We start from the raw sequence: 25,677 nt of genomic DNA on the forward strand, positions 1-25,677 counted from the left end.
ATAAATGGTCATAATGGAACCGATCCGTTCGTCCCATTCGCCCCGTTGGACGCGGGAATGGGATTGGCGGACCGTTCGCAAACGACGATTCCTACAGCGGATTCGTCGCAATCCGGAAACTTATGGCATTTGATGCACTCCGCCCAGACTTTATGCGGCAGATCGGAACGATCCATCATCTCAAAACCCATCTTGAGAAAGAAATCGGGAATTTTGGTTAATGCGAATACGCGGTGAATTTTCAATTCCCGCGCTTCGTCGAGGCAATGCTGCACCAGGCTTTTTCCCCAGCCCTTTTTCCGCCCTTGCCGATCTACGACCAGAGATTTCACTTCCGCCAAATCCTCCCAGACAATATGCAACGCCGCGCAACCCTGAACCGAGCCATCCTCTTCCCAGACGAAAAAGTCGCGGCAATTCTCGTAAAGCTCGCTCAAGGGACGAGGCAGCATAAATCCCTCCTTCATATAATCGTCGATCAGCTGTTTGATCCGGCGGACATCGCCGACGCAAGCTCTACGCAGAACCATAATAATCGTTCTCAACCTTAATGATAAAGTATAGGACAATCATTTTATCACGAATGAGGAAAGGAACAATGCAGACGCCCAATCGAAACTTATTCCTAGAAAATTATTGTTGGCGGATAAGCGGCAAACTCTTCTTCTCTCTTGTCAGGGAGGCAATCTATCTTTTACTATTCTCTATATATAATCTTATTTATAGAAAACTCTCCCGGCAACCTGGAGGATGACATGCAATTGAAACGCAAAATGGGTTTTACGCTCATCGAATTATTAATCGTCGTGGCGATTATCGGCGTTTTGGCGGCCATCGCCGTTCCCAATTTTCTTAACGCGCAGACGCGCGCTCGCGTCGCCCGCACGAACGGCGACCTGCAAGCCTTAGGCATGGCGATCGATACTTACTTTCTCGATCATAATAAACATCCCAATAACCAATCCCACCTAACTGTAGATTTGAAAGGCTTGACGACGCCGGTTTCCTATATCAGCGGCGTCGGCTTCCGCGATATCTTCAAAGCGCAGCAAGGAAGTACGGGAAACAATCAGGAAAGTTATCTCTACTTCAATTATTTCTTCGAAGAGAAGGGACCGGGGAATTGGATGAACGCCATCAATCGTCCCGATTTAAGCACGAAGGGATATTGCCTCGCCAGCTGGGGGCCGGACCGTTGGCAGGACGCCATCGAATGGGTTTATGTGCAAACGAAATTGGGCGATCCCGCCGGCGGGCGCGCCCGCATGTATGCGCCCAGTAATGGACTCGTCAGTAAGGGCGATATCGGACGCTGGGGCGGCAACACGCCCGGATGTCCTATCATTGCAGGAGGCTGATCCGGCCGGCCATACCGTTGCAATCGATGTTTTCCCAAAATTCTACGAACGCGATTTAGCGCAGCAATAAAAAATTACCGTTTTGCGTATGGACTCGAAGATCCTTTCTCAAACGCCGCAACAACTTGGCTATTTCATGCCCGCCGAATGGGAGCGCCATGAAGCGACCTGGATCGCCTGGCCTCACAATCATTTGGACTGGCCGGGTAAATTCGCGCCTATTCCGTGGGTTTACGGCGAGATCGCCCGCTATCTTTCCCTGGGCGAAATCGTCCGCATCATCGTCCCATCGAAACAGTACGAAGCTCGCGCCCGCAATATTATGACGCGGATCGGCGCCGATTCGGCGAAGATCGAATTTTTTACTTTCCCTACCAATCGGAGTTGGACGCGGGATTACGGCCCTCTTTTTCTCAAGAGAAAAAACGGGAAAAGCCGCCTCGCCATCGCCCGCTTCCGCTTCAACGCCTGGGCCAAATACCGCAATTGGCGCAAAGACGACAAGATTTCCGAATGGGCGGCCCAGTCGTTGGGCTTGCCCCTGATTCCGGTCCAATGCCAAGGCCGGGACGTTGTACTGGAAGGCGGCGCCATCGACGTAAACGGACAGGGAACGCTTTTGGCCACGGAAGAATGTCTGCTGGACAGGGAGACGCAAGCGCGCAATCCTTATTTGACGCGGGAGGAATTGGAAAGCGTATTGCGCAGCGACCTCGGCGTTTCGAATATCCTCTGGCTCGGCGGCGGCATTGCGGGAGACGATACGCACGGCCATATCGACGATCTCTGCCGATTCGTTTCTCCTACAACAGTTGTTCTTTGCGAAGAGAAAAATCCGAAAGACGTCAATTACAAGCCTTTGCAAGAAAACCGCGAGCGATTGCAAGAAATGCGGTTGGAAGACAGAAGCAAGATCGAAGCCGTTCCGTTGCCCATGCCCCATCCGCTCTATTTCGAGGGGACGCGCCTTCCCGCCAGCTACGCCAATTTCTACATCGCCAATGCGGCGGTTTTGGTTCCCACCTTCAACGATCCTAACGACCGTATCGCACTCGGCATTCTCGGCGAGTTATTCGCGGATCGTCCTGCAATCGGCATACACGCCGTGGATTTGGTTTGGGGATTCGGAACCATCCACTGCCTCACCCAGCAACAGCCAAGCGCCAAATAGCAGCGGACTCCCGCCGCGCCACAGGAACCGCGAACATTCCCTTCCAAATAGTATTTCATTTTTAATTCATTCCATGCCATAATAGAAGTAATTTGCGCTTCTACGAGACGAATTTCATTCATCGATTCCATCAATATTGGATAAGGGAGAACATATCATGAAAAAGGGTCTTATTCTCATCGCTTTTCTGATTTTCGCAAACGGACTGGGGTGGGCGATTCCCGTCCATATGTCCAGCGTCATCGATTCGGACGGTCTAGCCATTATGAAGAATCCGCTCGATTTAGCCTCCAGCTCGTTCTGGATCGCTCAAAATCCAGCCCTTGCGCCGCCGGATCGTCCTTTGCCGCCGCCGGAAGAAATCCATAAGCAGTTGCAAGAACAACTCGCCGCTTTGGAGAAACAAAAACATAGTATGTTGGAAGAGAAAGAAAAGATCGAACATCGCATTCAAGAGATGCGGGAAGCGAAAGAACAATTCGCCCAACGCGACCGCGAACTGTCGGAAAGAGAAAAACAACTGGACGCCGCCTCCAAGGAATTGAAAGAACGCGAAGAAACCTTGGAGGATCGAGAAAAAGAAATCGATCGGCAGCAAGAAGAATTAAACGACCAGGAGAATGATCTGAATAATAAACAAGAGGAATTGGAAGAACAGGAAGGAGAGTTGGAAGAGCGCCGGGAAGAATTGGATAGCCGCTCAGAAGAAATGGATAACAGGCAAAAGGAATTGGAGGAACAGCAAAATAACTTGAATCAAAAAGAAGAAGAGATTGCGCAGCGGCAAGAAGAATTAAACAACCGGGAGAACGATCTTAATAATAAACAACAGGAATTGGAAGAACGGGAAGGAGAGATGGGACGGCGCCAGGAAGAATTGAATGGCCGTTCGGAAGAGATGAATAACCAACAGCGGGAATGGGAGGAAAGACAAAATAACCTGAATCGAAAAGACGAAGAGATCGCCAGACGTCAGGAGGAATTGAACCATTTTCAAGAAAAACTGAACCGGCGCGAAGAAGAGATCAATAACCCGCAAAGAAAAATGAAGGAACGGGAAAATCGTTTTCAGAATCCCGAAATGGAAATTATCCGGCGGCAAGAAGAAGCGAACCGGCGGAATCAAGAGTTCAACGACCGGCAGAGAAAATTGGAAGATTGGGAAAACGAGTTAAAGAGAAGAGACCAGGAATTCCAACAACGGAAAGACAATCTTAACCGCATCCAGGAAGAGATGAAGCGGCGGGATGAAGACTCGAAACAACGTTTCGCAGAAACCGATCGGCGCGAACGGGAATTTTCCGAACGAGAACAACCCCCGCGGGAGCGGGAAGACCGGATGAATCAACGGGAGTTCGATGCCAGTCCGCCCAATGGAGACCGTCCGGGCGATGTTCTATTGCACGCGTTGTTGTTGCTGCTCGTCATTTTGTGGATTTGGGCTTTGCAGAATTGCCTGAAGCGCAAGAGCGAAGATTTCCCCGCGGGCGGCGCTCACGACAAAGTAGTATGGACGATCGTTATTCTCCTCACGTTGTTCCTCGGCGCATTTCTCTACGTTTTCCTTGTTCATGGCCGGCAAGGACCCAGCGCAAGCGCTCCACGGCCTGCCGCCGTCTGATCGATCATATAGTTTCTATATAAACAATTGGGGGCTGTTCGCTAGATTCGAACAGCCCCCAATTTTACTCGTTGGATATTGCAATTATTTCACGGCGACGATCGCGTCGATTTCGATATCCGCTCCCTTGGGCAACGCCGCCGCCTGGATGCAGGCTCGCGCCGGTTTTCCCTGCGAGAAATACTCCTCGTAAATGGAGTTCAACTCGGCGAAGTTCTTGAGGTCGGTAAGGTAGATAGTAACTTTCACGGCGTCGTCCAGCGCGGCGCCCGCCGCTTCGACGACGCTTTTTAAGTTCTCCAGCGTCTGCCGCGCCTGGGCGGCGAACGAATCCGCCGCCATCTGGCCCGTACCGGGATTCAAAGGAATTTGCCCGGAAACGAAAAGAAAGCCGTTAACCAAAACGCCGGGCGAATAAGGCCCCACCGGTTTCGGGCCGTCTTTAGGGGCAACGAATTGCTTATTCATCGATATACCTTTCTTCTCAAATGCAGCAGCCTATTATCGTCCTATTTAAAAAAACAATCCAAGTTCCGTTCCCATGTCGTTCAGTCATAAAATTTGCGCTATTCTTTCTTGGCGGTTTGTTGTCCTGCCGTCAAATCCGTCCTTTGCGCGTTTTGCGGGATTTCGGGAACGATGGCTTCGGCGTTCAATCCCCGATCCAATAGGCATTCGCCGAAAAAAATCTCCGTCCGCGTCTCGCCTATGACGGCCAATTTTTTGGGGAGATTGGTTTTACGGTCCACCCAGATCATCCGATCCGGTTCGATGCCGCGCATATCCTTTAAGGGTTGAATTTTCACGCGGTAGCAGGAAACGCCGTCCACCGTCTCTTGGTAAACGTCCGCATCCAAGTAGACCTTCTTCTCCAATTCGTCCAGGTTCAATTCCAAAAAACCGGCCAGTTGCATAAATTCCGGCAACGGCCCGCTCTCGTCCAGTTTCTCGATCGTCAGCGCATTGCCTTCGGGATCATAGGTATAAAGCAGCTTGCGTCCGCTATCGGCGAAATAAATCTTCATGGGTTTTTGATCCGTCGGGTCTTGCACGATCTCCCTTTCCGTCATTACGGAAGGAATAGGCCGATCATAGAGTTCGAGAACCAGGGAAGAATTGGCCGGACGAACTTTCTCCCCCGATTTAACAACGATCAACCGCGCCCAAAGTTCTTCGATATGGCCGTTGGCATGCCGCGTTACTTGGTGAAAATCCGTTTGCAAATCGGCGATTTTTTCGAACGCTTTCTGCGCTCGTTCCAAAACCGTCCGCGGAGGAATGCGGGCGGGCTTGGCGTCGGAAACTTCCTGAGCGTAACCGCTGTTAATGGCGAAAAACAAGAAAAAAGGCAGAAATATTCTTCGATTGACAATCATCTTATCATTCCTTGGAATGAGGAACGGCGTCCTCGTTGATTATATGAACCAATACATGCTCGCGTTATTCGCCGTATACCCTTGGAGATGCAGTTCGCCTCCCTGGGGCAGGGAAAAACCTTGCTTCTTCTTTGCGTCGATATGCAAGAAAAACCATAGGTCCCGCTGGGGATCGATCCCCAGACCCTTCAGGTCGATCGACGCTTCCATGCGCCCGCCCGCAAAGTGAAAATAGCCGCCCTTTTGGGGGGGATTGACGGATACTTCCATTACTGACGGTTTGGTTAGATGAAGAGTAACGAAGGCATTATGGTCGATCTTCGTTTTTTCGCCAAATTCCACCTGGAAGCAAAGGCGCCCGTCGCATCGCCCAAAGAAAATTTCAACGCCGGCGTCTTCCGCTTTGTGCATGGCCCCCCCCTCCTTCCGCGAGGAATAATGGCGCGCTCCCGCCCAACGATAATAGCCGCCGCAAAGAAACGGATCGCTGAAGAAAATCCCGCCCCCTTCTTCCGCCGCTTTGGGCTGCTTGATCGGTCTTTGCAAGGCTTCTTGCGCTGGCGCTCCGATCAACTCGTAAACGCGCAGCAGATGTTCTCGGAACAAGCGGTCGAATAATACATCGAGGACGGAATGATTCTCGTCGCCATACCACCAAAACCAATCGCTCCCTTCGCAGATATGAATCATTTTCCACGCCTCTTCCCGCGCCGAAGGCTCCAATCGAGATTCCTCGCCGAGTAAGGCTTCCCGCGCCTCGCGCAGATAATGCCAGGCGGCGTTGTCTTCCGGATGGCCGATCCAGATGCGGAAGTTGTGGTTGATCCACGATCCGGGGAAGATCGATTGCAGCGTCGGCTGGGCGGGAAACTGGCGGCGGTATTCCGGAATGGTTGTGGGGACGATCTGCGAATCCTTCAAAACGCCCTCGATCATAGCGCGCAGAAAATCGCGACCGTCGTTGGGATAGAACTCCCAGCAATTCTCCCCGTCCAGAATCACGCTGACCAACGGCGGCTGTTTTCCCGTCCAATTGTTTCCGATCTCTTTCAGATGACGGATGAATTCCTGCGCCGCCGATTCCGCCGGAACGCCAGAATAGAGAAACCCGATTCCATCCGATAATCCATGATCGCGGAAAACGCAGTCGATCCCGCCATTCGGCGTCGCCAGCCGGTGCAGCCGGAAGAGTTCCGCCCGGTTTTGAATGGTTTTGCGGTCGGCGGACGTCGATCGGAATAGAATCTGCTCGTCCGTAGCAAAGAAATTGATCCCCTGTTTGACCATCAGAGCGCAGGCGGCGTCGGAGACGGAGCCTTCTGAAGGCCACATCCCTTGCGGTTTCGCGCCCAATATTTTCTCGAAATAGGAAATCCCTTCGCGAATTTGCCATTCGGCGTCCTCCGGAAAAGCGAAAGAGGGCTGGGGCAAGGCATCGTGAGAATTGGAAACGGCGGCGATGGAACTGTCGCACAGAATCGGCAGGATGGGATGATAAAAAGGCGTACAGGTCAGTTCGAGTTTTCTTTCTTGCCATAATTTGCGATGCAGAGGAATGATCTTCTTCAAAACCTCCATCTGCAAATCCAATACGGATCGTTTTTCCTCTTCGGTAAAGCCGCGCTGCTTTTCGATCAACGATTTCAAGGGATAATCCCTATTGTCCCGCCAGACCGGATCGAACCAAGCGAGGTTGTGCCACGTCTGCAAATCTCTCAAGTCCTGAACCGTGAAGCGTCCGGCGGCCTCGTTGGCGGACGAGCCGCGTTGACGATACAATTCGTCGTATCGCGCAAACGGATGCACCATCTGGGGATAATGGCCGTCGAAGAATCGCTCCAAAACCCGGATGATTTCTTCCGACGATAGTTCCGCCGCCGGTTTGCGGCTCAATTCCCAAGAATCGTCGTCAATCTTCCCATCCGTATAAAGCGTCAATTGCTCCAGCAGAGAGGGAACAAGATTGATCGTCTGCTTCCAGCCGTCAAACGTCTCGCTCAAGAGAGCCATATCGTAATAATCTTTGATTCCATGCAGACGAACCCACGGCATGACGGCGCGGCTGGTTCCCGGCCCGACATACCAGGGTTGATGCTGATGCCACAAGATATGAAGATAGACTTGCGTCTTTTGCGCCATGTTCGTTCCTTCTCGTTAAACAAATCGCCGGATTATTATTATTAAGTTTATTATAATAGGTGAGGCGGATAAATGGAGCAGCGCGTCTTCATTCTCGTCATTTTACATTCTCGCGGATAAAGGCGTCCATGTAAAATGGATTGAGCAATTGATTTTACGCTCCAAAAGGAAAACCGAAGGAAACCGCCCTAACTTTATCGGCGATCATTCAAGATATGCTCGTACAACGCAATATAACTCTCCGCCGCCCGATTCCAGGAGAAATCCATGCTCATCGCCCGGCGGACGAGATTGTTCCAAGCGGGTTTGTTTTTATAATATTTCATGGCGCGCTTGCAGGCGTCGTACAATTCTTCCGCCTCCGGCCGGTCGAAGGCGAAGCCATTGCCGTTGGGATTCCGGTTCACGTCGGCGATCGTATCCGCCAGGCCGCCGGTATTGCGCACGATGGGGATGGTCCCATACCGCAACGAATACATTTGGTTCAATCCGCACGGTTCGTAAAGGGAGGGCATCAGGAATAAATCCGCTCCCGCCTCAATGGCGTGGGCCAAGGGGTTGTCGTAGGCAATGCGCACAGCGCAGGATTGGGGATACTCCTTTTGCAGATAGAGAAATACTTCCTCCAGCGCCGGTTCCCCTTCGCCCAGGATGGCCAACTGCGCCCCTTCTTTAATCAATTCGGGAACGATTTCGGCTAATAAATCTAGTCCTTTCTGGTGCGCCAGGCGCGAGATAACGGCGATGATGGGAACGCGATCTTCCGTTATGGGCAACCCGAGCTGTTTTTGCAAGACGCGCTTGTTTTCCGCTTTGCCTTTTTCCGCCGTATCGATCGTATAAGCCGTATGGATAAGCGAATCGCAATCCGGCGACCAGGACGAATAATCCACTCCGTTCAAAATCCCCGTCAGGCAAGCGGAGCGCCGCCGCAGCACGCCCTCCAGCCCGCAGCCGAATTCCATGGTTTGAATCTCTGCGGCGTATTGGCGGCTGACGGTATTGATGAAATCGGCGTATTCGATCCCCGCCTTCATCAAGCAAAGCTGCCGATAGAACTCCAATCCCCCCATGTGGAAATGTTCCTCTCCGATGCCGGTGACGGAAAGCGCTTCGGGAGGGAAATTTCCTTGATAAGCGAGATTATGAATTGTAAAGAGCGATTTCACAGCGCTGGCGCCTGGATGATCGGCGTACAGCGTTTTCAAGTAAGCGGGAATCAATCCGGTTTGCCAATCGTTGGCGTGGATGATATGCGGCGCAACCAAACCGCGCGTTACTAGGGTGAGAACCGCGCGGCAGAAAAACGTAAAACGTTCCAGGTTATCGGTATAATCCTGCCCTTCCTCGCCATAAATCTGGCTGCGGCCGTAATATTGATTTTGTACGATGAGATAGAGCGGAACCTCCGATTCCGGAAGCCACGTTCGTTCGATGCGCCCCCAGACTTTTTTATCGCCTACGGGCAAGGGGAATTCTCCGACAACAACGGATTCCAGATCGATTCCCCGATATTTGGGCATGACGACGGCGGCGTCGACGCCTTGCTTGATTAAGTAGCGCGGCAACGAACCGATCACGTCGGCCAGTCCGCCGGTTTTAGCCAGCGGCGCCGCTTCGGAGGCGGCGATCAGGACCTTGATGTTATCGTTGGCTATGGGAGACGATTCTTTTTTGTCCATAGACGCTAATGGTTTTACGATTCTTCATAACGGGCGATGTCCACATGCAAATCTTCCCGCGGGGCGAGCCGTTTCAGATAATCGACGATGGATTGAACGGCCGCTTCTTCCACTGATGGCGGATGGCTCTTCTCGAATTCCAGTTTTAGCTGTTTCTGCGTCTCCGCAAAACGGTCGTTCTTCCAACTGCGTTCGATGATGGGACGGGCTTCCTCGAAGGTCATAGGACGGCCCGGTTCGATTTCCTTGACGTAAAAAAGTTCGAATCCATAACGGCTGACTAGAAAATCCTGCACGGATTGCGGCTGGCTGATCTCGCCCGCCGCCAAGGCGTCGACGGCTTTTTGGGCGGCGGCGGGAATGCGATCGCCGGGTATGCGTCCGTAGAAGCCGCCATCGGCGTCGGCGGATGGTTCTTGAGAGAAATTCTCAGCGATTATGACGAACGATTCGCCGTTTTCCATCATCGACCTCGCAGTTAGGGCGTACGATTCCGCCCGCTGCATCCGCGCCATCCTTTCCGCGTAAGGCATCGCCGGACTATAGGCCGCCCGGAAGAAAAGATGTTGCAGCTCGTAAACGTCCTTCAAAGCCAGCGCCGGATTGCTTCGGTTCTGATCGAAAATGGCGCGCATTTGTTCTTCCGTCAACGGTTGATCCGCATATAGCGATTCGATATATTTCGACGCCAGCCAATTGCGGTCGTAATAGGCGGCGGAGGCGGCGACGTCCTCTTCCGATAGATTCCGCTTGCGCGCTTCAGCCAGAAATACGGCTTTATTCAAGAGTAGATTCAAATATTCCACTTGATCTTTCAATGTATATTTTCCCAACCGTTCCGTCTCTTTAAGAAATTCCCCCAACGTCAACTGGCGGATGCCCGGAACGCTGAGAATAGTGGAAGAAGCATTGGCAATCTCCCCGTTCTTCAACAAGCCGTCTTCCACTACGGCGCTGTATTTCATCTGCAGTTCCTGCATAAGGATAAAAACGCCTTGATTTTGCTTTTCCCCATAAAGCCGCTTCGTTATGGAATCCTTTGCTTCCTCGAAAGGCATGAATTCCGGCTCGGCGAATTTTTCTTTAAGATAGATGCGCGTTCGGTTCGCGTATTCGTAAGGTTCGCAAAATTCCCCGTCTTTTAGAGTCTTGAGGCGATCTTCAATTTCTGGAGGAGCCACGCCGGGAGGAATCTCATTGAGAACGCCCCTCTTGTCCACCATGCCCACCTCGGCGTCAGAATACTCCTTGGCGACGGATTCGAAGGACTCGCCCTTTTTCAGGCGGCCGTGAGCTTCCCGCAAACGGGTCATGGCCTTTTCCGCTTTCTCTGGGTCGCCTTCGTTGTTGATGTAGATGCCCCGCACCATATAAACATTGGTGTGCGGTTTCAGATAGAATCCCATTTTGTTGATATCGTAAAATTGCCGCTTTTCGTTCTCAGTAATTTTAATCTTGCGCAAAATCTCGTCGATGACGATTTTCTGATAGAGTTCCTCATCCACATTGGCGGCGTGATTCTGGCGATACGTCTCGCTATCCGCCAAGCCGCTTTCGCGGGCTTTTTGTTCGAGATAGCGATTGAAGGCAATTTGTCCGGCAATTTCCTTAATCAAGTCTTTGTCGGCGTTGGGATTCTTTGGATTAGGGATCAAAATTTCAATGAAATTGCGGCTCTCCTGAAAGGCAATAAGGATATCCTGCGCCGTCACGGTCAAATCGTCGTACGTCGCCGCCGCCAGATTTTTGACGGGCGATGGAATCGATTCATGCTTTTCGCCGCAAGCCGTCAGAAAGAAGGCGAGCGCAGAGAGAACAAGAAGCGGCGTATGGATTCGGCTTAGTTTTGGCGTCATTTCGTTGCGTTTCATCAATGCGTCCATAAATTGATTCGTACGATGAGGTCGGCGATCAAGCCCAACACGAACATCTGAATGCTGCTCGTCATGAGAACGATGAAGGTAGCATCCATGAATCGGTCAAGAAAGACCTTGCTGACCACCAGCACTGCTATCGCCAAAGCGGCCAAAAAAAGGCTCAAGGGCAAAAAGACGTTCAGCGGCCGGATTAAAACCACCGTCCGCAAAATCAACAGAATCATATTCCACGTATCCGCGAAAGGACGGAATTTCGACCGTCCCGAACGCTTGCGATAGCGTATGGGGTGGTAGTATACCCGTCTGCCGCTGGCCAGAAAAGCGACTGTCAGCGTCGTCGTCAAAGAAAATCCATCCGGCAGCAGCCGCACAATCTTCTCCACTTCCCGCCGCTGAAACGCACGCAATCCCGAATTCAAATCCGGGATGGATCTCCGCACCAGCCACGAAGCGAAAAGGCCGATCAGCCGCTTGGCCGGACGCCGCTGCCAAGGGATATGAACATCGTCCCCCGTACGCGCTCCTACGGCCATAGCGCAGCCGTCGAGACGTTCCACCACAGCGGCGATCTCTTCTGGCGGATAGCTGCCGTCCGCATCGATAATCGCGATCGATTCGTAACCGGTGTTCTCGATGCCGGTTTTGATGGCCGCCCCGTATCCCAAATTCTCCTCGCGCCGCAGAAATGGAAAGGGACCCTTTTCCAAGATCAGAGGCGTGTCGTCGCTTGAACCGTCATCGACGAAGATCGCCTCGAACGGACGCGGATAATCTCTCAAAAACGCCGACAATTCCTCAATGAATCCCGGCAAACTCTCCGCCTCGTTATAGACCGGAATGACGATGGAAACGCCGCCGTTCGAGGTTGCTCCCGTTCCGCTCTTCTTGCTGGCGCCGCCGTTGGAGAAGTTAGCGTTCATAGTTTCGATCCCGATGGGCTTAAGGTATAGAGGCGTTGGACTTCGTTTGTGCAGAGTATAGCAAAACATTCGCTTTCCTGCATGGGCGCCGTTGAGCTATTGTCCCAATAAAAAAAAGATTTATAATTTTATATTATCCTATCCGTTATGGCGGATAAGCGAAAAATTGGCGGGGCGTTGACAATGAGCGATAATAAACTGCTTGGATGGCTGAGAGAGAATGATTCGCGATACAACCCCAACTCTTATTGGTTTGTTTTGGAAGCTCTGCGTTACACGCAATGTCACTTCAATAAGCCCAAGCACGTAACAGGCCAAGAGCTTCTTGTAGGCATCACCCGTCTAGCGCGGGAGCGGTTTGGGGATTTGGCGTTGGACGTATTCGAAGAATGGGGAATCGCTTCCTCCCGCGATTTCGGCAATATCGTCTTCAACTTGGTGCAAGTTGGCGAAATCAAAAAAACGGAGGAAGACCGGATCGAAGATTTCGACGCAGGCTTCGATCTTCATAAAGAATTGGGACAAGTCGAAATGATCGGCTAATGCGTTTCGGTGTAGCATTTCAAGGGCAGAAACAACCTTGCCCTTGCCACCCGGCATTTCTATCAATCGCGGATTTCGATTTTCGCTTTGCTTCGCAATCCCTGGAGCCATGCCAGGGTGATCCGTTTTCCTTTTTCCTGCAAGACCAAATCTTCGAGGGAATCCAATTTCAAAACTTTGACGACATGATAACCGATCGGCGTACGGATAGGATCGCTGATTTCGTTCTCCTTCATATCGAAAATCCGGTTGAATTCCTCGTAATAATCTCCCTTTTTAAATTCCGGCAGTGCGCCGCCGCGATCCTTCGTCTGCGCATGTTCCGAATACTGGCGAGCCAGTTCTTCGAAGGATTCGCCCGCCCGCGCCCGCAGAGCGATTTCCTGGGCGCGCCGCTGAATGGCTTTCGCTTCCTCCTCAGCCGCCGTTGCCGGAACATAGAAGAGTATATGGGCGATCAAGGCTTTCCCGCCCGCATCTACGCCGGGATTCTCTTCCTTGTATTTTTCAATCTCCTCCGGCGTAGGAGGCGTAATTTTTTGGGGGATGAAATGAGGAATCACCATCATGCGCAAATAATCCTTATAGATTTGCCGCTTGCGCAGCCGCCGGATTTCTTCCCATGATATTCCCTGTTCCTGTTCTAAACGTTGCAGCGCTTCCGGCGAGTTGTATTGATCCCGCAACTCCACCATCGCTTTATTGGTCAACTCTTCCACCTTCCGGTCGATTTGATCCTTTTGCTCTTCCGACAAGCGGTTCCGCACTTCTTGATCGATAAGAAGATCGTCGATCAGCATTTGCAAAACCTTGTCCCATTCCTTCTTGAGTTGTTCGGAAGAGAGCGATTTGGGATCGATATTTTGCCGCATCGTCAAAAATCGCAGTTGGGCGCTGACTTCCCCGCTGAGAATGATGTCTTTATCGACGACGGCGGCAATGGATTCGCTTTTTTGCGCCCATACGATAAGCGGCGAAAGGCAGATGAAGGCGATAAGAATAATTTTGGTTTTCATATCCCATCCTCTAAAGGATCATCGATAAAATCCAGAAAATTAGGTTATTGCGAAATTACAATTGACGCAACCGATTAATGCGCCGAACCGGAAGGTTCTTCTCATATTTCCCTTATTTTCCAAGGGAAGCGGCGTCCGGCTCAAGCGTTGAGATGCTTGTTCATCCGTTCGATGGCCTCGTCGATCTCCGCCGTACTTTTGAATCCGATGACGATGGCATCGACGCAGTCCAGCCCCATCGCAAAGCGGAGGGAGGCGTCCCTTTGCGCAGGATCGGTGAAATCGCCATTCCCGATTAATTTCATCCCGATCACGCCCGTTCCCGAATCGTGGATTTTCTTGATCTCGCCAACTGCCTCGTCATGGCTTCCCTTCTCCGCCCACTCGCCCGTAGGGCCGTCCATATGGGTCCCGTCGTGATTGACGCGCAAGAGAGCGACATCCAGCCAGGAACATCCCGCCATCGCTTTCAACGGCTTTAGGCCATGGCAGGAAGCGCCGTGAGAGCGAATCCATTTATTCTCTTTCGCCTCTTGCAGACCGTCCATGAGCGGCTTCAGTTCCTCTTGCCAATTCGAGGTTTGCAGGCAATGAAGCAGAAAAGAGTCGAAATAATCGGTCTTCAGTTCTTTGCGGAAACGGTCGATTTCCTCCTTGGGAACGTGCCCCGGACTCCATTTCATTTTCGTTTGAATGGCGTAGCTCTCGCGAGGCAAACCCTCCAAAGCAGCGGCCAGCATTTCGTGCATCTCGCCATAGTTGTCGGCCGTATCGAAAAAGCGTACGCCCTTATCGTAGGCGTAACGGATAATCTTCGTAAATTCCTTCTGCCCCAACGCACGCTGCACGCTGCCGCCATTGCTGCCGGTTCCGAAGGCCAATCGCGTAACTTTCAATTCCGATCGGCCCAGCGTTACGATATCCGTAGCCGTCCTTTTGGTTTTTCCTGTTTCGGAAGCAAGGGCGAAGGGCGCTCCGGTTAAAGTTCCTATCCCCGCAGCGGCAGTCCGCAAAAACTCACGGCGAGTCCATTTCGGCATGATCCACCTCATTCACGAGAAATATAAAAGGCTCGGCAGGATTATATTCCGCAATTCAGCGGGTGTACATGGAATCCCGGCGCGAGGAGGAATCGGAGATCGAAAGGCTCAGCAATATATATTGATTCATAAAAAAACTCATTATAATGAATCTATTATTTCTTTCCCATTATTGCGATAAGGAGGCGATATCGAGAAGAAATTATTATTAGGGCTGAATAGATTGAATATTTCATCGTTGCAACGCTGTCGCAGTAAGGCAGTCAATCGTTCGCGAATAGCGAAAATCGCTCTATCAACATTAAAACAAAAAAGGAGTATGTTTTATGAAAATGAAATATTTCGCCGTATTTTTGGGGCTTTCCGTAGCCGCATCCAGCGCTATGGCTCAGCAATCCATTAAACCTTTATGGGAATACTTAATCACTAGCGAAAAATCCCCCCTTCCCATCCTGAAAAAGAACGAGCCAACTGGCAATGAAGCCTGGGATGGAACCGACGTGTACGATTCCTATGGCGGATTCAAGCGCTATGACGAAAACCGCCTTCTGCTCGGCGTTCGCGAAAACGGCATCAACGAATCCGATCCCAATCACGATGCTGCTTTAGCTGCTCAGTTCCCCGACCGTTCTCTCATCTGGATCAATCCGTATGACGGTTCCCCAATGGGCGTGGCGTTGACGATCGGTCTAAAGCCCGTGCAGCTGGATGCGGACTTCCTCGCCGATGGCGGCAGTACGAACGATTATTATTTCACGTTCGGCGTTTCTGACGACGGCGTAATTTTTACGGGTTATAAGAACAAGATTTTGCGTTATGCGCCGGATGGACAAGGCGGCTTCAGCGGGCCGACCGTCGCCTATACCGAACCCAAAGGCGATCCGACGTACTGGAAAGCTTGGCGCTGGGAAACTATTAAAGCGAGCGGGAAAGGGAAAGACACAATCGTCTTCGCAGGCGGCAAAACTTGGCGTACGGATCAGATTTACTACTATTTCGATACGCAAGACGGTTTGACTTTCGCCAAGAAGAAAAAAGTCGGCTTCAAAGGCGGCGGCAGTCAGCCATACGTCAACGAATTTAATGAAGTGATGGTGATTGGCGGCAACTATCCCGGCGGCGCCAGCGGCTTCGGCAGCGACATAGCCCGCTATCTCTTCGCGCAAGGAAGCGATGAGGACTTCTATCAAGATCCCCTGCTCCAATTCACCGCTCCCGCATTGGATAAAGATAATAAAAACTACTTGGACTCTTACATTGGATGGTTCCTGTCGGGCTACGCTGCGCGCACTGGCCTGCCCTATTTCGCCGTCTACTCCACGCCCAGTTGGGATACGAAAGACTCCGAAACGGCGGGAACTCTTGGCTTCAGCGACAGTCCCGTCGATACGCCTTATCTTCCCGGCTGGCTGGCTTTGCACGGCATTGAAACCGGCGAGTATATTGAAGGCTCTGCGCACATGTTGGCCGTCTACGAATCCGATGAACTCGACGGCGACACCGTCAATGCGGCGGGCGTCAATCCCGCCTCCCGCTGGCATGGAACGCTGGGCGACATGGACCTCTACATCCCCGCTGCGGCGACTCCCGGCAGCGCCGAATTGTTATGGTACAGCGGCATTTACGGGTATGGCCGCTATGTGATCGGCGATATCGGCGAAACCAGCGTAGCGAATTGGTCTGTTTATTAAGCGGATAGTTATCCACTACGAAAGAACCAAACAGGCGGGGTTTGCGCGAAGCAAACCCCGTTCTGTTATCTCTATAAAACAGACCATCATTATCTTCTCTTTCGATTCGGTTAAAATAATGATTTAAAAATTGTATATTTCATTAATATATAGAAAATAGAAATTAATTCGATACAATTTACAGCAAAGCATATCAATCATTTTGATTGATTGAGCCTCTTGCAAAATTCCATTATTCCTCCCCCAAGCCTGGGAGAGGTTAGGTTGGGGTTGCCTTAAACCTAATAAAATCACCCCCCCTCTAACTCCCCTCAAACTTGGGGGGAGAATTAAAGCGTAGACTTTATCCATTATGCAAGAGCCTCGATTATTCAAGCATTCCCCTGTATAGTAAGGAAAAAGGAAGCAAAATAATCTCAAGCCAGATTTTATTTTACGTTCATATCCATCCATGTTAACTCTCATCTAGATCAGGCTTCAATAAATCCGTTTTAGGAAGGATATTCCTAACAGATTTTCATCCCATTTCTAAAGGAGAACGAATTATGAGCAAAAAGATTTGGTTGTTGCAGGGGATGTTGCTTCTAGCCATCGCCGTTCCCGGCGCAATGGCTCTGGACAACATCAAGATCGAGCCGGTCTGGGAAAAATATAACGCGCCGATCGGTCACGTAAATCCGGAGTTTCCCATCATGATCGCCAGGGATGGGGCGTTTGCGGGAGAAGGGTGCGGCGGACAGGTTCCGGGTTACGAGAACACGAAGTTCGATATGGACCTGGTCTCCTCTCTGATCCGTTACGATAAGGATCGGCTCCTTCTGTTCCTCGTTGAAAATGGCATCAATGAGGACAAGGCGGATCATGACCAAGCGCTGGCGGCGAAATATCCCGATCGTTCCCTTTGGTGGATCAACGCTAGCAACGGCTCTCCCATCGGCATTGCGTTGGAACCGCTGAAATACGACGGCGGCGGCGTAACCTTCACGCGCGGTGGAGTCACTTATAAAACGCTGGACTTGTGGCCCACTTCCGATTTCTTCGTAGAAAGAGCTTTGGATGACCGGGCGCGCAGTTTCCGGCCGGACTTGATGCAATCCAGTAGTCCAAAAGTCGAAGTCGATGCGGAAGGCAATCTCTATCTCAGCGACCGGCACATGCTGGTTCGTTACGAAGCGGATGGCCAGGGCGGCTTCAAAGCGCCAACGCTTGCTTTCGAATACCCAAAAATCAATCCTCCCGTCATGCCGGATGGAACCGTGGTTACTGACGGCCATTACCGCAGTTGGGCTATTCAAGACGTCAATATCATTGGCGAAGGCCAAAACAAGATCATGACGACGGCCGGACGGCATTGGCTTGATGGCGCGGGCATCATGTACTATACCAGCGAGGATGGCGGCAAGACCTTTAAAATGAGATCCTATAAGGGTCAGGATCAACGCGGCGGCATTGTGGGAACCGGCGGCGCCTGCAGCGAACCGATCGTCATCGGCGCTACGGAATACGTATTCGGAACCGGCTTCCCCGGCAGCGATGGCTATCTCTATAAGATGGAACGTCCCATAGGCGATCCTGCGGGAAAATTCCTCCAAGCTCAACCTCCTTATTGGAACTATACTCCCCAGGATTTGGATACGAGCAAAGGGGAAACTCAACGCTTCATGGCATGGCAAATGACCGATGTCGCCGCCAAACAGGGGGCGCCTTTCGCAGCCGTATTGAGCATTCCCAAGTGGAAAAGCCTCTATGAAGATTGGACCGCTCAGGGCGGTCCGCCGACAGCCTGGATCGCTCTCGTCTCTTATGACGACCGCGACGGCGACGGCATGGCAGGCGATCTGATTGGATCCTATCAGATTCCCTGGAAGGATGCCGACGAACCGAACATCCCCGGCGCCGACTTCGATGAAAACGCTGGCGCCGCCTGGCAAAACGTCTATCAGGTGGAAATTAATCTGGATATTCTCGATGACGGCGGCGTTGAAATCCTGGTCAGCGGCGGCGGCATAGGATATGCTCGCTACAAAGTCGACTATGAAACCAGCGTGCTGGATTGGTCTGTATTTTAAGAAGAAATTGATCTTCGGTTAAAATGCAAATGGGCGGGGCCTGATCGATTCAGGTCCCGCTTTTTACCTTATGAATAAGCCAACCGCCTTCACTCTCATCGAATTATTGATCGTAGTCGCCATCATCGGCGTCCTGGCCGCTATTGCCGTCCCCAATTTCATCAACGCGCAGATTCGCGCCAAATGCTCCCGCGCTTTTTCGGAAGAACGCTCCATCGAGAGCGCTTATATGACGTACTTCATGGACAACAACGCCTGGCCGCCTCATTTCGACGGCCCGGCCCAGCATCGTTTCTTGACCACGCCTATATCCTACCTTACTACCTCCGTCGCCGACGTTTTCGCCCAAAACGAACCAGCGAAAAAAGACCCTCTCTGGCAGAATACGTGGGGACAGTACCACGCCGAGCCGTCCATGTGTTGGAACAAACTGCTTTACGGCTACGAAAATGGAGTGAAAAACGATCCCGATTATTTTGCGAATAACAGCAATGCTTCCTTTTTCCTGCTAAGTTTCGGCCCCGATGCCGATTTGGACTCTCCCCGCCCCGCCGCTGGACGCTACGATTCTTCCAACGGCGTCGTCAGCAACGGCGACATCTTGCGTCCCATCCAAGGTCAACTCCGCGAGGGCTACCCCTACACGGAATTGATCGACGTTACCCATCGATAAAAACTTCTTTTCCCTCCAAATCGAAAATCAATGACCCGCTTCCAGTCCGATGGACATTCGTTACGCAACAAAATCCGAAAGAAAAATAATGAAAAATTTATTATTCTTATATAAAATCACTCGTAGAGTATGGTATTATCTTATAATTGAAACGGCAACGATACTATTTTTTTTATTCCTCCAGGTGGTAGATCATGAAAAAATCGAAATACGCTTTCACGCTTATCGAATTGCTGATCGTTGTGGCCATCATCGGCGTCCTCGCCGCCATCGCCGTACCCAATTTCATCAACGCCCGCCTGCGCGCGCTCATCGTCCGCGTCTACGCCGACGAGAAGGCGGTCAACGACGCCTATATGATGTACCGCCTGGACAATCCCGCCTGGCCGCCTCACATCGATGGCGATCCCGCCCAACACCGCTACGTTACTACGCCTATCGCCTATCTCACTACATCGATCTGGGACCCCTTTCAAAAGCCCGGCGTAACGAATTCCGCTTCCTTAGGATGGTATATGGGGCAGTATCACCAAGAACCAGGCCGTCAAATGCGCAACGAATTTATTGCAACGGGCGATCCGGCGGCGAAACGCTACGCGGAGCAATACAAAAACGCCGCCTTCTTTTGCCGCTCCGTCGGTCCTGATATGGATAAAGTTATGGAATACTCGCTTCCGTATGACATTACCAACGGCCTGGTAAGCCAGGGTACGCTTTGCTCCCCATTGCTTGCCGCCTGGGAAGACCGGTATCCTTTTAAATAATTGAAGAGAAACTCCCTCGCTTTCTCTGAAGACATCATTTCATGGATTGAAATCACGGCGGCCGCGTTGTCGATGGCCGCCTTTTTTAATTCAGCCTTTTCTTTCTATTGATGTTTTTTTCCCTTTCTATTAGTCCCTTGAAGTAAAGGAATCTTTCGACAGCCTAGTTCGATAACGCCTATCCGATTATGATAAAAAGAGCTTTTGGGCTCCTTTCAATCTATTGACGGTTTGAGGGCGTTATGGATATCTCGAATTATACGGAATGCCGTTTGTCTTTATTGCAATCCGTGGAAAAATTATTGGACATCCGCGAGGATTTGAAGAGCAAATACCTGGCGGCCTTCCCTTCTCTTCCCGATAAATTGAAATCGGCGCTGGATAGTTTGGACAAACACCGCACCCGCATGAAATCGGAACGGTTGTATGTCGCCTTCATCGGCGGATTCAGCGCCGGCAAGTCGTCGTTGGTGAACGCTATTCTGGGCGATTACATCCTGCCCGAAGCGCCGGAAATCACGACGACGGTTCCCACCTTCCTGCAAAGAAGCGCCAACGGCGGCAATCATGTCGAAATTCACTATCTTAACAAGGACGAAATCGACAACCTCGATTTCATGTACCGCAAGGAACTGATCGCCGCCTTTAACGCGCCGTCCTTCGAAAACATGCCCTATCAGAATCTGATTAGCGAAATCGACGGCCGCGCCAGCGACGGCGAAAACCGCACTCTGGTTCAATATTTCAAGAATTTCAACAACCTCAAAAACCAGCGCAAAGCGCTGCAAAATCCGCCAGTGAAGTCGGCTTCCCTGGATGAAGCGCGGGAGCTCATCGCCAACGAAAAAGAATCCGTCTTCATCGACCGGGTGGTCTTGAACATCGCCTGCGATCTGCCGGAAGACGTCACCTTCGTCGATCTTCCCGGCGTCAGCGTTCCCAATCCCCGCCATCGCAAGGTCACCTATCATTTCATCGAAAAGAAAGCCCACGCCGTCGTCTTCGTTTTGCTCGCTCTGCGCGTCTTCGACAAGGACGAACACGAGATCATGCAAATCATCCGCAAAGGCGACGAAGGCGTCGCTCAGAAAACCTTCTGGGTTCTCAACCGCTGGGACGGTCTCACCACCGATGAGCAGCGCCAGCGCACCGACCGCAATTTCAACCGCGCCATGAAGGACGATTTCGGCATCAACGACTACAAGTATTTCAAAACCAACGCGCTCTACGGCCTATTGGCGCAAATGCGCCTGCAAGACATCCCCATCGCCGATCCCCGCCTCGGCAACCATGAAATCCAATACCGCCAGGACTTGCAAACCCGATACCAAGGCAATCATCATCTGGTGCTGGAAGACAGCCAAATTTTGGAGTTGAAGGATTCGCTCTTCGATTTTCTCAACAACAAAATCCGCGATGTTACCATTCAAAGCTACGTCAGCCAATTGCGCAACAATATCTGTGATCCCCTTTATCAATTGTCGACGAACGTCAAGAAGGATTACGAATCCTACCTGGACAGCCGCATCGACAAAGATTTGAAGAACGACATCAAGACGCAGGCGGATTTGAAAGTCGCCGAGAGCAAGACCCTCATCAAAGAAAACATCGACGCCATGCTCACCGACGTCATCATGGACAAGTTGGAAAAATTCAAGAACAGCGACGAGCTCCAATCCGTGCGCGGGCACATCCTCGACACCATCACGCAAGGTTTGGAGACAGACGCCCAGCAGGCGTACATCGAAATCGTCAGCCAGCCTTACCGCAAGTTCCCCTACTATTTCGAAATCGAAACCAAAATCATCGACAAACTGAATTTATTAGTCAAGCAGAAATTCATCGAAGTGACTAAAGCCAACGTCTCCGCCATCTTCGACGAGTTCGTTATCAAAACCAATGCCGTCATCGAATCCCTCAACCGCGATATCGAGTTCGACCGCCTGTTCCAGGAAAACATTGACAGCATCCTTGACAAGCAGGGTTTCGTCACCACCATCCGCGGCATAGTGGACAACTACGCCCGCGATCTCGACGACATTCTCGTCTACAAACCTAAAAGCGTCTGGACGAAATGGCTGCGTCCGCTTGATCTCTGCGACAAATTACTCGACATCGCCAAAGTCGGCTACGACCGGCTGCATAGCAGCCAGAACGAAATCCAAAAAGAGGACTTACATCGCAAGACGCAAAAAATCCGCGAACTGCTTGGCGCGCATTACATCGAAAAGGCGGATAAATTCTATAATCACGTTTTGACGCACCTATGGACGGCCATCAAGGATCACTTGATTATCGTACGCGGAAAATTGGAGGAGATGCTCGACGACGACTATAAGCAACTGCTCCTCAAGCGTCTCGAAAACGAACTGCCTTCGCAGTACGAAGAGAAGAAAAAAGAGTTCAACAAACGCTGCCTTTTAGTCCGCGAGCTGTTGGACGAGTTGAATTGCGTTAACGACAATATTTCCCGCGTGCGGAGCCAGGTGTACGCTTGAAAGCCGCAGGCTTTCCATCCATGCAAGAAATTAGCGTATGATTGCCGCCCGATTCTGCTATAATAGCAAAATCAGCGATATTATGACTTGCATATCAATGAACCGAGAAAAGTGTTTATGGCGGAGATAAGCAGGTTTTTCGGCATCGTCATCGCGATGTATTACAAAGAGCATGGGATGCCGCATTTCCACGCCAAATGGAGGCCAGACCGGAGTTTTTTCCATTTCCGATTTAAAAATCATCGAAGGGCGTTTACCCAAGCGAGTGATCGCGCTAGTTCTCGAATGGGCGTTCGAACATCGAGATGAGTTAATGATAGATTGGCAGCTGGCTACGGCGAAAAAACCTTTGCAAAAGATATCTCCCCTAGAATAGGAGAAACAATATGCACTTTGTTAAAAACGCGGCCTATACATCCGAATATAAATTGCTGCTGTCTTTTGAAGACGGGAGCGTTAAGCTTGTTGATCTGGAACCTCATTTGGATGGAGAAATCTTCGAGCCGTTGAAAGATATGAACTATTTTAAAACGGCATGGGTCAATCCCGATATTGATACGATTATGTGGGACAATGGAGCGGATATGTCTCCTGATTTTTTGTACGAAATTGGAAAACCGGTTCATGAATGCGATTGTATTCATCTGACAGAGGCGAAACTATGAAAGGTGTTCAGTTCGTAATTGACGAAAACAGCCAGAAGCAGGCGGTTCTTATCGACCTTAAAAAACATCGAGAAATCTGGGAAGATTTTTACGATGCGCTGCTGGCGAAAGAACGCGAGAACGAACACAGGGAATCGCTTGAAGAAGTGATCGCGCCGCGCGTTGAAAGGAAACCGAGATGAAAATCGATATCGAGCGGGAAGACGACGGGCGCTGGATCGCGGAAGCGCCGGATTTGCCTGGAGTCATGGCCTACGGACTCACTCGATCCGAGGCCATTGTCAAAGTGGAAGCGCTGGCGCTTCGGGTACTGGCGGATCGGTTGGATCATGGCGAATCGATTCCGGAATTGAACGAACTGTTTGCGCTTCCATCATGACTCAATGGTCATCCAGCAAAGAGCGCCAGGTCCTTGCCGCGCTCCTTCGCATCGGTTGGTCGATCAAGCGCGAAGCGAGAGGTTCGCACCGCGTCCTTCAGCGATCAGGATGGCCAGACTATGTTTTCGCATTTCACGACCATGATGAGATCGGCCCGCGGATGTTAGGCCGCATTTCCAAGCACACTGGACTGAAACCTGATGACCTCTAAGAAAGCGGCGAACCAACCGCTCATGAAATGTTGAGCGGCTAATAATAAACCTCTTACGTGACGCCGCAGTCTTTCCGTCTCAATGCGCAAGAATTCGCCCGGCGTTCAATAAGCGTAGCGTACAGGCGATCAATGACGGGATTTCTTCAATACTCCTTTCGTTTGTTCCGCGACCGCCGAGCGGCTTATGGCGCCTGGCTAGTTATGTTATTGTCTTACGCAGCTGCGATTTATCTTTCTTCGGCTATCGATGGCCGTTTTTCCATTCTGCGCAGAATGCCGGAAGCCATCGCGCTGGCCGCCAGTTTCTGGCCGGCGGTTTGGGGGGCCGTCTTTGCCGCCGCATTGCTCCACGACGAACATAGCCGGGGAACGCTGGAAACGCTGATGACGCTGCCGCTTTCGCCGCATCGGCTAACGATCGCGATCGCCGTCGCCCCCGCCGTCATGACGGCGGCGCTCTTCATAGCCGTCGCTCCGGCGCCGTTGCTATGCCTTTCAACCCTGGAGAGCGCCCCTGATATCCGGAAAATCGCCCTCTTCTTCCTCATCGCCTTTCTTGTCGCCGAATACGCAATCTGGCGGGCGATTCATGCGGGCGCGCTGGGAATACCTTTGGGATCGAATATCATGAACACCATCAACGGGACGGCGATCGTCTATTATTTTTTACTCTTGATCGTTTATAGTCCCATCTTCACGGGTCCTCGGATGTTTTTTGCTTTTCTTCTAATTCTTTTTATTCCTTCTCTATTCCATAGAAAATCGCCAACGGAAAAACTCTTCGATTTGGAACGTCTGGAGCGCCTCGCCGATCCCCATCCAACCACGATCGCCGGATTGTTCGCCTTTCTGCGCCGCAGAGAAAAAACCATTTTCCCAAAAGAAGATGACGGCTCGAAATACATGACCCTGGAAACCATCCGCCAGCAAACCTTGGGCGGCCCGCTTCATCGGTTGGAATCCGTAAAAGGAGTCGCCTTATTCGGTCTGGTTATCTTCCTTCCTATTCTGACGCTCCTTGCCATATTCGACCATAAAACTAGCCTGATCGTCTTGCAATTCGTTTACGCCATCGCTCTCGCCGTTTCCGCTTTCTACGCCGCTTCCTACGTCATGCGGGAAACATTGGACGAGCGGCGCAGTCTGCGTCTCGATTCCATGCGCATTACGCTGATTCCCCTAAGCGAAATTCTGGAAGTCAAGGAATATTTAACCCTGTTGCTGCCCAACGCGGCGCTGAAATGGCTCTTTGGATACGTTGCCTTGCTGGCTCTACTCTCTGATCCTCTCGGAGCCATTCCTTTTCTCGCCGCCGCTGCGATTTATGGGCTGCAAGGCTGGCTTATGCTCCGCATCGCGGCGCGCCTGGGAATTCGCATTGGCTTGTCCGCCAAGGACGATCTCGAAGGAGTTCTATGGTCGGCCTCCACTCTCGCCGCCTGGATGCTTCTTCCTATGGGACTGACGTCGATCCCGCCGCATCCCGCATGGGCGAGTTCGTTCGCCTGCCTTTCTCCCATCGGATTGATTTACAGCGTACTAATGGATTACGCTTCCCTGCCGGTGTACTCCATAGCGCTGCTCGCCTTAGGTCTGGAGTGGATCGTCCTGCAATGGCTCGGCCAAAGAAACCGATATCGCCTGCTTTCTCCTTGGGCTTATGGTTCGTAGTCAATATTCTGGATAAATTAAAATTTTATACGTATAAGGAACTTGAAAGCAATCTTTTTCGAATTATTGGTGAGAGAGAGGCTACACAATTTATTTTAGAGCACGCCTTAAAGATGGATATGCTCATAAGGGTAGGTTTACGATTATAAAGAAAGTTTCCAACCAAAGGACTATTTAATATCAGGATCATGTAAATATCTCTTTGATTCCTATTCCCACTTTCATTATTAAAAATATAAAACCGAATGAGCAATAAAGGTATTATTTGCTTTTACAAAACCTTACAATAGATTTTTCATATTGCAACAA

Annotated in this window: 24 protein-coding genes; 15 read left to right on the top strand and 9 right to left on the bottom strand. The window is 51.1% G+C overall.

Translation table 11 applies throughout. The annotated features are described in order from the left end of the window. Positions 1-8 precede the first annotated feature (8 nt). Positions 9-530: an N-acetyltransferase gene (locus AB1656_01295; GenBank protein ID MEW6233997.1), complete on the bottom strand. Its 522-nt coding sequence runs from the start codon at positions 528-530 to the stop codon at positions 9-11. A 225-nt stretch (positions 531-755) separates the two neighbouring features. Between AB1656_01295 and AB1656_01300 the strand changes: the two genes are divergently transcribed. From AB1656_01300 to AB1656_01310, 3 genes are all read left to right on the top strand, one after another. Further along, a complete protein-coding gene (locus tag AB1656_01300; protein ID MEW6233998.1) occupies positions 756-1,358 on the top strand; it encodes a type II secretion system protein in 603 nt (200 codons plus the stop codon). A gap of 88 nt (positions 1,359-1,446) precedes the next feature. Continuing rightward, positions 1,447-2,529: an agmatine deiminase family protein gene (locus AB1656_01305; GenBank protein ID MEW6233999.1), complete on the top strand. Its 1,083-nt coding sequence runs from the start codon at positions 1,447-1,449 to the stop codon at positions 2,527-2,529. Between the two features lie 157 nt (positions 2,530-2,686). Next, entirely contained in the window at positions 2,687-4,150 is a 1,464-nt protein-coding gene (locus AB1656_01310) for a hypothetical protein (protein ID MEW6234000.1), read from the top strand. Positions 4,151-4,234: 84 nt separating this feature from the next. Here the strand turns inward: AB1656_01310 and AB1656_01315 are convergent, their stop codons facing one another. The 6 genes from AB1656_01315 to AB1656_01340 form a co-directional block, all read right to left on the bottom strand. Beyond that, positions 4,235-4,618 (bottom strand): Rid family detoxifying hydrolase, encoded by a 384-nt coding sequence (locus AB1656_01315; protein ID MEW6234001.1) that lies wholly within the window; start codon positions 4,616-4,618, stop codon positions 4,235-4,237. Positions 4,619-4,716: 98 nt separating this feature from the next. Further along, positions 4,717-5,526, bottom strand: a complete 810-nt coding sequence (locus AB1656_01320; protein ID MEW6234002.1) for a hypothetical protein — start codon at positions 5,524-5,526, stop codon at positions 4,717-4,719. Between the two features lie 39 nt (positions 5,527-5,565). After that, on the bottom strand, positions 5,566-7,665 hold the full coding sequence (locus AB1656_01325; GenBank protein MEW6234003.1) for a glycoside hydrolase family 57 protein: 2,100 nt from the start codon (positions 7,663-7,665) through the stop codon (positions 5,566-5,568). A gap of 194 nt (positions 7,666-7,859) precedes the next feature. Beyond that, complete coding sequence (gene glgA / locus AB1656_01330; protein ID MEW6234004.1) at positions 7,860-9,347, bottom strand: glycogen synthase GlgA; 1,488 nt, start codon at positions 9,345-9,347, stop codon at positions 7,860-7,862. Positions 9,348-9,361: 14 nt separating this feature from the next. Then, on the bottom strand, positions 9,362-11,218 hold the full coding sequence (locus AB1656_01335; GenBank protein ID MEW6234005.1) for a peptidylprolyl isomerase: 1,857 nt from the start codon (positions 11,216-11,218) through the stop codon (positions 9,362-9,364). Beyond that, the gene (locus tag AB1656_01340; GenBank protein MEW6234006.1) at positions 11,218-12,144 is read right to left on the bottom strand and encodes a glycosyltransferase family 2 protein; all 927 of its coding nucleotides are present in this window, start codon (positions 12,142-12,144) and stop codon (positions 11,218-11,220) included. The genes AB1656_01335 and AB1656_01340 overlap by 1 nt, the downstream gene beginning before the upstream one ends. A 183-nt stretch (positions 12,145-12,327) precedes the next feature. On the opposite strand from AB1656_01340, the gene AB1656_01345 reads away from it, so the two are divergent. Then, a complete protein-coding gene (locus tag AB1656_01345; GenBank protein ID MEW6234007.1) occupies positions 12,328-12,687 on the top strand; it encodes a Minf_1886 family protein in 360 nt (119 codons plus the stop codon). A gap of 62 nt (positions 12,688-12,749) precedes the next feature. On the opposite strand, the gene AB1656_01350 is transcribed toward AB1656_01345, so the two are convergent. Both AB1656_01350 and AB1656_01355 read right to left on the bottom strand, forming a co-directional pair. Then, complete coding sequence (locus tag AB1656_01350; GenBank protein MEW6234008.1) at positions 12,750-13,703, bottom strand: peptidylprolyl isomerase; 954 nt, start codon at positions 13,701-13,703, stop codon at positions 12,750-12,752. A 140-nt stretch (positions 13,704-13,843) separates the two neighbouring features. Then, positions 13,844-14,743, bottom strand: a complete 900-nt coding sequence (locus AB1656_01355) for an aldo/keto reductase (protein ID MEW6234009.1) — start codon at positions 14,741-14,743, stop codon at positions 13,844-13,846. Between the two features lie 326 nt (positions 14,744-15,069). Here AB1656_01355 and AB1656_01360 point away from each other — a divergent pair, with 326 nt between their 5' ends. The 11 genes from AB1656_01360 (at position 15,070) to AB1656_01410 (ending at position 25,368) form a co-directional block, all read left to right on the top strand. Beyond that, a complete protein-coding gene (locus tag AB1656_01360; GenBank protein MEW6234010.1) occupies positions 15,070-16,434 on the top strand; it encodes a hypothetical protein in 1,365 nt (454 codons plus the stop codon). Between the two features lie 545 nt (positions 16,435-16,979). Then, on the top strand, positions 16,980-18,503 hold the full coding sequence (locus AB1656_01365; GenBank protein ID MEW6234011.1) for a hypothetical protein: 1,524 nt from the start codon (positions 16,980-16,982) through the stop codon (positions 18,501-18,503). Positions 18,504-18,573: 70 nt separating this feature from the next. Then, positions 18,574-19,176, top strand: coding sequence for a prepilin-type N-terminal cleavage/methylation domain-containing protein (locus tag AB1656_01370; GenBank protein MEW6234012.1), 603 nt, complete (start codon positions 18,574-18,576; stop codon positions 19,174-19,176). Between the two features lie 194 nt (positions 19,177-19,370). Next, complete coding sequence (locus AB1656_01375) at positions 19,371-19,940, top strand: type II secretion system protein (GenBank protein MEW6234013.1); 570 nt, start codon at positions 19,371-19,373, stop codon at positions 19,938-19,940. Between the two features lie 242 nt (positions 19,941-20,182). Then, on the top strand, positions 20,183-22,438 hold the full coding sequence (locus AB1656_01380) for a dynamin family protein (protein MEW6234014.1): 2,256 nt from the start codon (positions 20,183-20,185) through the stop codon (positions 22,436-22,438). A gap of 172 nt (positions 22,439-22,610) precedes the next feature. Then, positions 22,611-22,814: a DUF4160 domain-containing protein gene (locus AB1656_01385; GenBank protein MEW6234015.1), complete on the top strand. Its 204-nt coding sequence runs from the start codon at positions 22,611-22,613 to the stop codon at positions 22,812-22,814. A 10-nt stretch (positions 22,815-22,824) separates the two neighbouring features. Beyond that, positions 22,825-23,103, top strand: coding sequence for a DUF2442 domain-containing protein (locus AB1656_01390; GenBank protein ID MEW6234016.1), 279 nt, complete (start codon positions 22,825-22,827; stop codon positions 23,101-23,103). After that, positions 23,100-23,285, top strand: coding sequence for a hypothetical protein (locus tag AB1656_01395; GenBank protein ID MEW6234017.1), 186 nt, complete (start codon positions 23,100-23,102; stop codon positions 23,283-23,285). The genes AB1656_01390 and AB1656_01395 overlap by 4 nt, the downstream gene beginning before the upstream one ends. Then, positions 23,282-23,482, top strand: a complete 201-nt coding sequence (locus AB1656_01400) for a type II toxin-antitoxin system HicB family antitoxin (protein MEW6234018.1) — start codon at positions 23,282-23,284, stop codon at positions 23,480-23,482. The genes AB1656_01395 and AB1656_01400 overlap by 4 nt, the downstream gene beginning before the upstream one ends. Further along, positions 23,479-23,694, top strand: a complete 216-nt coding sequence (locus AB1656_01405; GenBank protein ID MEW6234019.1) for a type II toxin-antitoxin system HicA family toxin — start codon at positions 23,479-23,481, stop codon at positions 23,692-23,694. The genes AB1656_01400 and AB1656_01405 overlap by 4 nt, the downstream gene beginning before the upstream one ends. A gap of 132 nt (positions 23,695-23,826) precedes the next feature. Continuing rightward, complete coding sequence (locus AB1656_01410) at positions 23,827-25,368, top strand: hypothetical protein (GenBank protein MEW6234020.1); 1,542 nt, start codon at positions 23,827-23,829, stop codon at positions 25,366-25,368. The last annotated feature ends 309 nt before the right edge of the window (positions 25,369-25,677 follow it).

The organism is Candidatus Omnitrophota bacterium (genome assembly GCA_040755155.1).
Taxonomy (GTDB): domain Bacteria; phylum Hinthialibacterota; class Hinthialibacteria; order Hinthialibacterales; family Hinthialibacteraceae; genus JBFMBP01.

What these genes read in the sequence shown, in the direction of transcription:
- AB1656_01295 (MEW6233997.1), bottom strand. Translation starts at nt 530, where the DNA reads ATGGTTCTGCGTAGAGCTTGCGTCGGCGATGTCCGCCGGATCAAACAG.
- AB1656_01300 (MEW6233998.1), top strand. Translation starts at nt 756, where the DNA reads ATGCAATTGAAACGCAAAATGGGTTTTACGCTCATCGAATTATTAATC.
- AB1656_01305 (MEW6233999.1), top strand. Translation starts at nt 1,447, where the DNA reads ATGGACTCGAAGATCCTTTCTCAAACGCCGCAACAACTTGGCTATTTC.
- AB1656_01310 (MEW6234000.1), top strand. Translation starts at nt 2,687, where the DNA reads ATGAAAAAGGGTCTTATTCTCATCGCTTTTCTGATTTTCGCAAACGGA.
- AB1656_01315 (MEW6234001.1), bottom strand. Translation starts at nt 4,618, where the DNA reads ATGAATAAGCAATTCGTTGCCCCTAAAGACGGCCCGAAACCGGTGGGG.
- AB1656_01320 (MEW6234002.1), bottom strand. Translation starts at nt 5,526, where the DNA reads ATGATTGTCAATCGAAGAATATTTCTGCCTTTTTTCTTGTTTTTCGCC.
- AB1656_01325 (MEW6234003.1), bottom strand. Translation starts at nt 7,665, where the DNA reads ATGGCGCAAAAGACGCAAGTCTATCTTCATATCTTGTGGCATCAGCAT.
- glgA (MEW6234004.1), bottom strand. Translation starts at nt 9,347, where the DNA reads ATGGACAAAAAAGAATCGTCTCCCATAGCCAACGATAACATCAAGGTC.
- AB1656_01335 (MEW6234005.1), bottom strand. Translation starts at nt 11,218, where the DNA reads ATGAAACGCAACGAAATGACGCCAAAACTAAGCCGAATCCATACGCCG.
- AB1656_01340 (MEW6234006.1), bottom strand. Translation starts at nt 12,144, where the DNA reads ATGAACGCTAACTTCTCCAACGGCGGCGCCAGCAAGAAGAGCGGAACG.
- AB1656_01345 (MEW6234007.1), top strand. Translation starts at nt 12,328, where the DNA reads ATGAGCGATAATAAACTGCTTGGATGGCTGAGAGAGAATGATTCGCGA.
- AB1656_01350 (MEW6234008.1), bottom strand. Translation starts at nt 13,703, where the DNA reads ATGAAAACCAAAATTATTCTTATCGCCTTCATCTGCCTTTCGCCGCTT.
- AB1656_01355 (MEW6234009.1), bottom strand. Translation starts at nt 14,743, where the DNA reads ATGCCGAAATGGACTCGCCGTGAGTTTTTGCGGACTGCCGCTGCGGGG.
- AB1656_01360 (MEW6234010.1), top strand. Translation starts at nt 15,070, where the DNA reads ATGAAAATGAAATATTTCGCCGTATTTTTGGGGCTTTCCGTAGCCGCA.
- AB1656_01365 (MEW6234011.1), top strand. Translation starts at nt 16,980, where the DNA reads ATGAGCAAAAAGATTTGGTTGTTGCAGGGGATGTTGCTTCTAGCCATC.
- AB1656_01370 (MEW6234012.1), top strand. Translation starts at nt 18,574, where the DNA reads ATGAATAAGCCAACCGCCTTCACTCTCATCGAATTATTGATCGTAGTC.
- AB1656_01375 (MEW6234013.1), top strand. Translation starts at nt 19,371, where the DNA reads ATGAAAAAATCGAAATACGCTTTCACGCTTATCGAATTGCTGATCGTT.
- AB1656_01380 (MEW6234014.1), top strand. Translation starts at nt 20,183, where the DNA reads ATGGATATCTCGAATTATACGGAATGCCGTTTGTCTTTATTGCAATCC.
- AB1656_01385 (MEW6234015.1), top strand. Translation starts at nt 22,611, where the DNA reads ATGGGATGCCGCATTTCCACGCCAAATGGAGGCCAGACCGGAGTTTTT.
- AB1656_01390 (MEW6234016.1), top strand. Translation starts at nt 22,825, where the DNA reads ATGCACTTTGTTAAAAACGCGGCCTATACATCCGAATATAAATTGCTG.
- AB1656_01395 (MEW6234017.1), top strand. Translation starts at nt 23,100, where the DNA reads ATGAAAGGTGTTCAGTTCGTAATTGACGAAAACAGCCAGAAGCAGGCG.
- AB1656_01400 (MEW6234018.1), top strand. Translation starts at nt 23,282, where the DNA reads ATGAAAATCGATATCGAGCGGGAAGACGACGGGCGCTGGATCGCGGAA.
- AB1656_01405 (MEW6234019.1), top strand. Translation starts at nt 23,479, where the DNA reads ATGACTCAATGGTCATCCAGCAAAGAGCGCCAGGTCCTTGCCGCGCTC.
- AB1656_01410 (MEW6234020.1), top strand. Translation starts at nt 23,827, where the DNA reads ATGACGGGATTTCTTCAATACTCCTTTCGTTTGTTCCGCGACCGCCGA.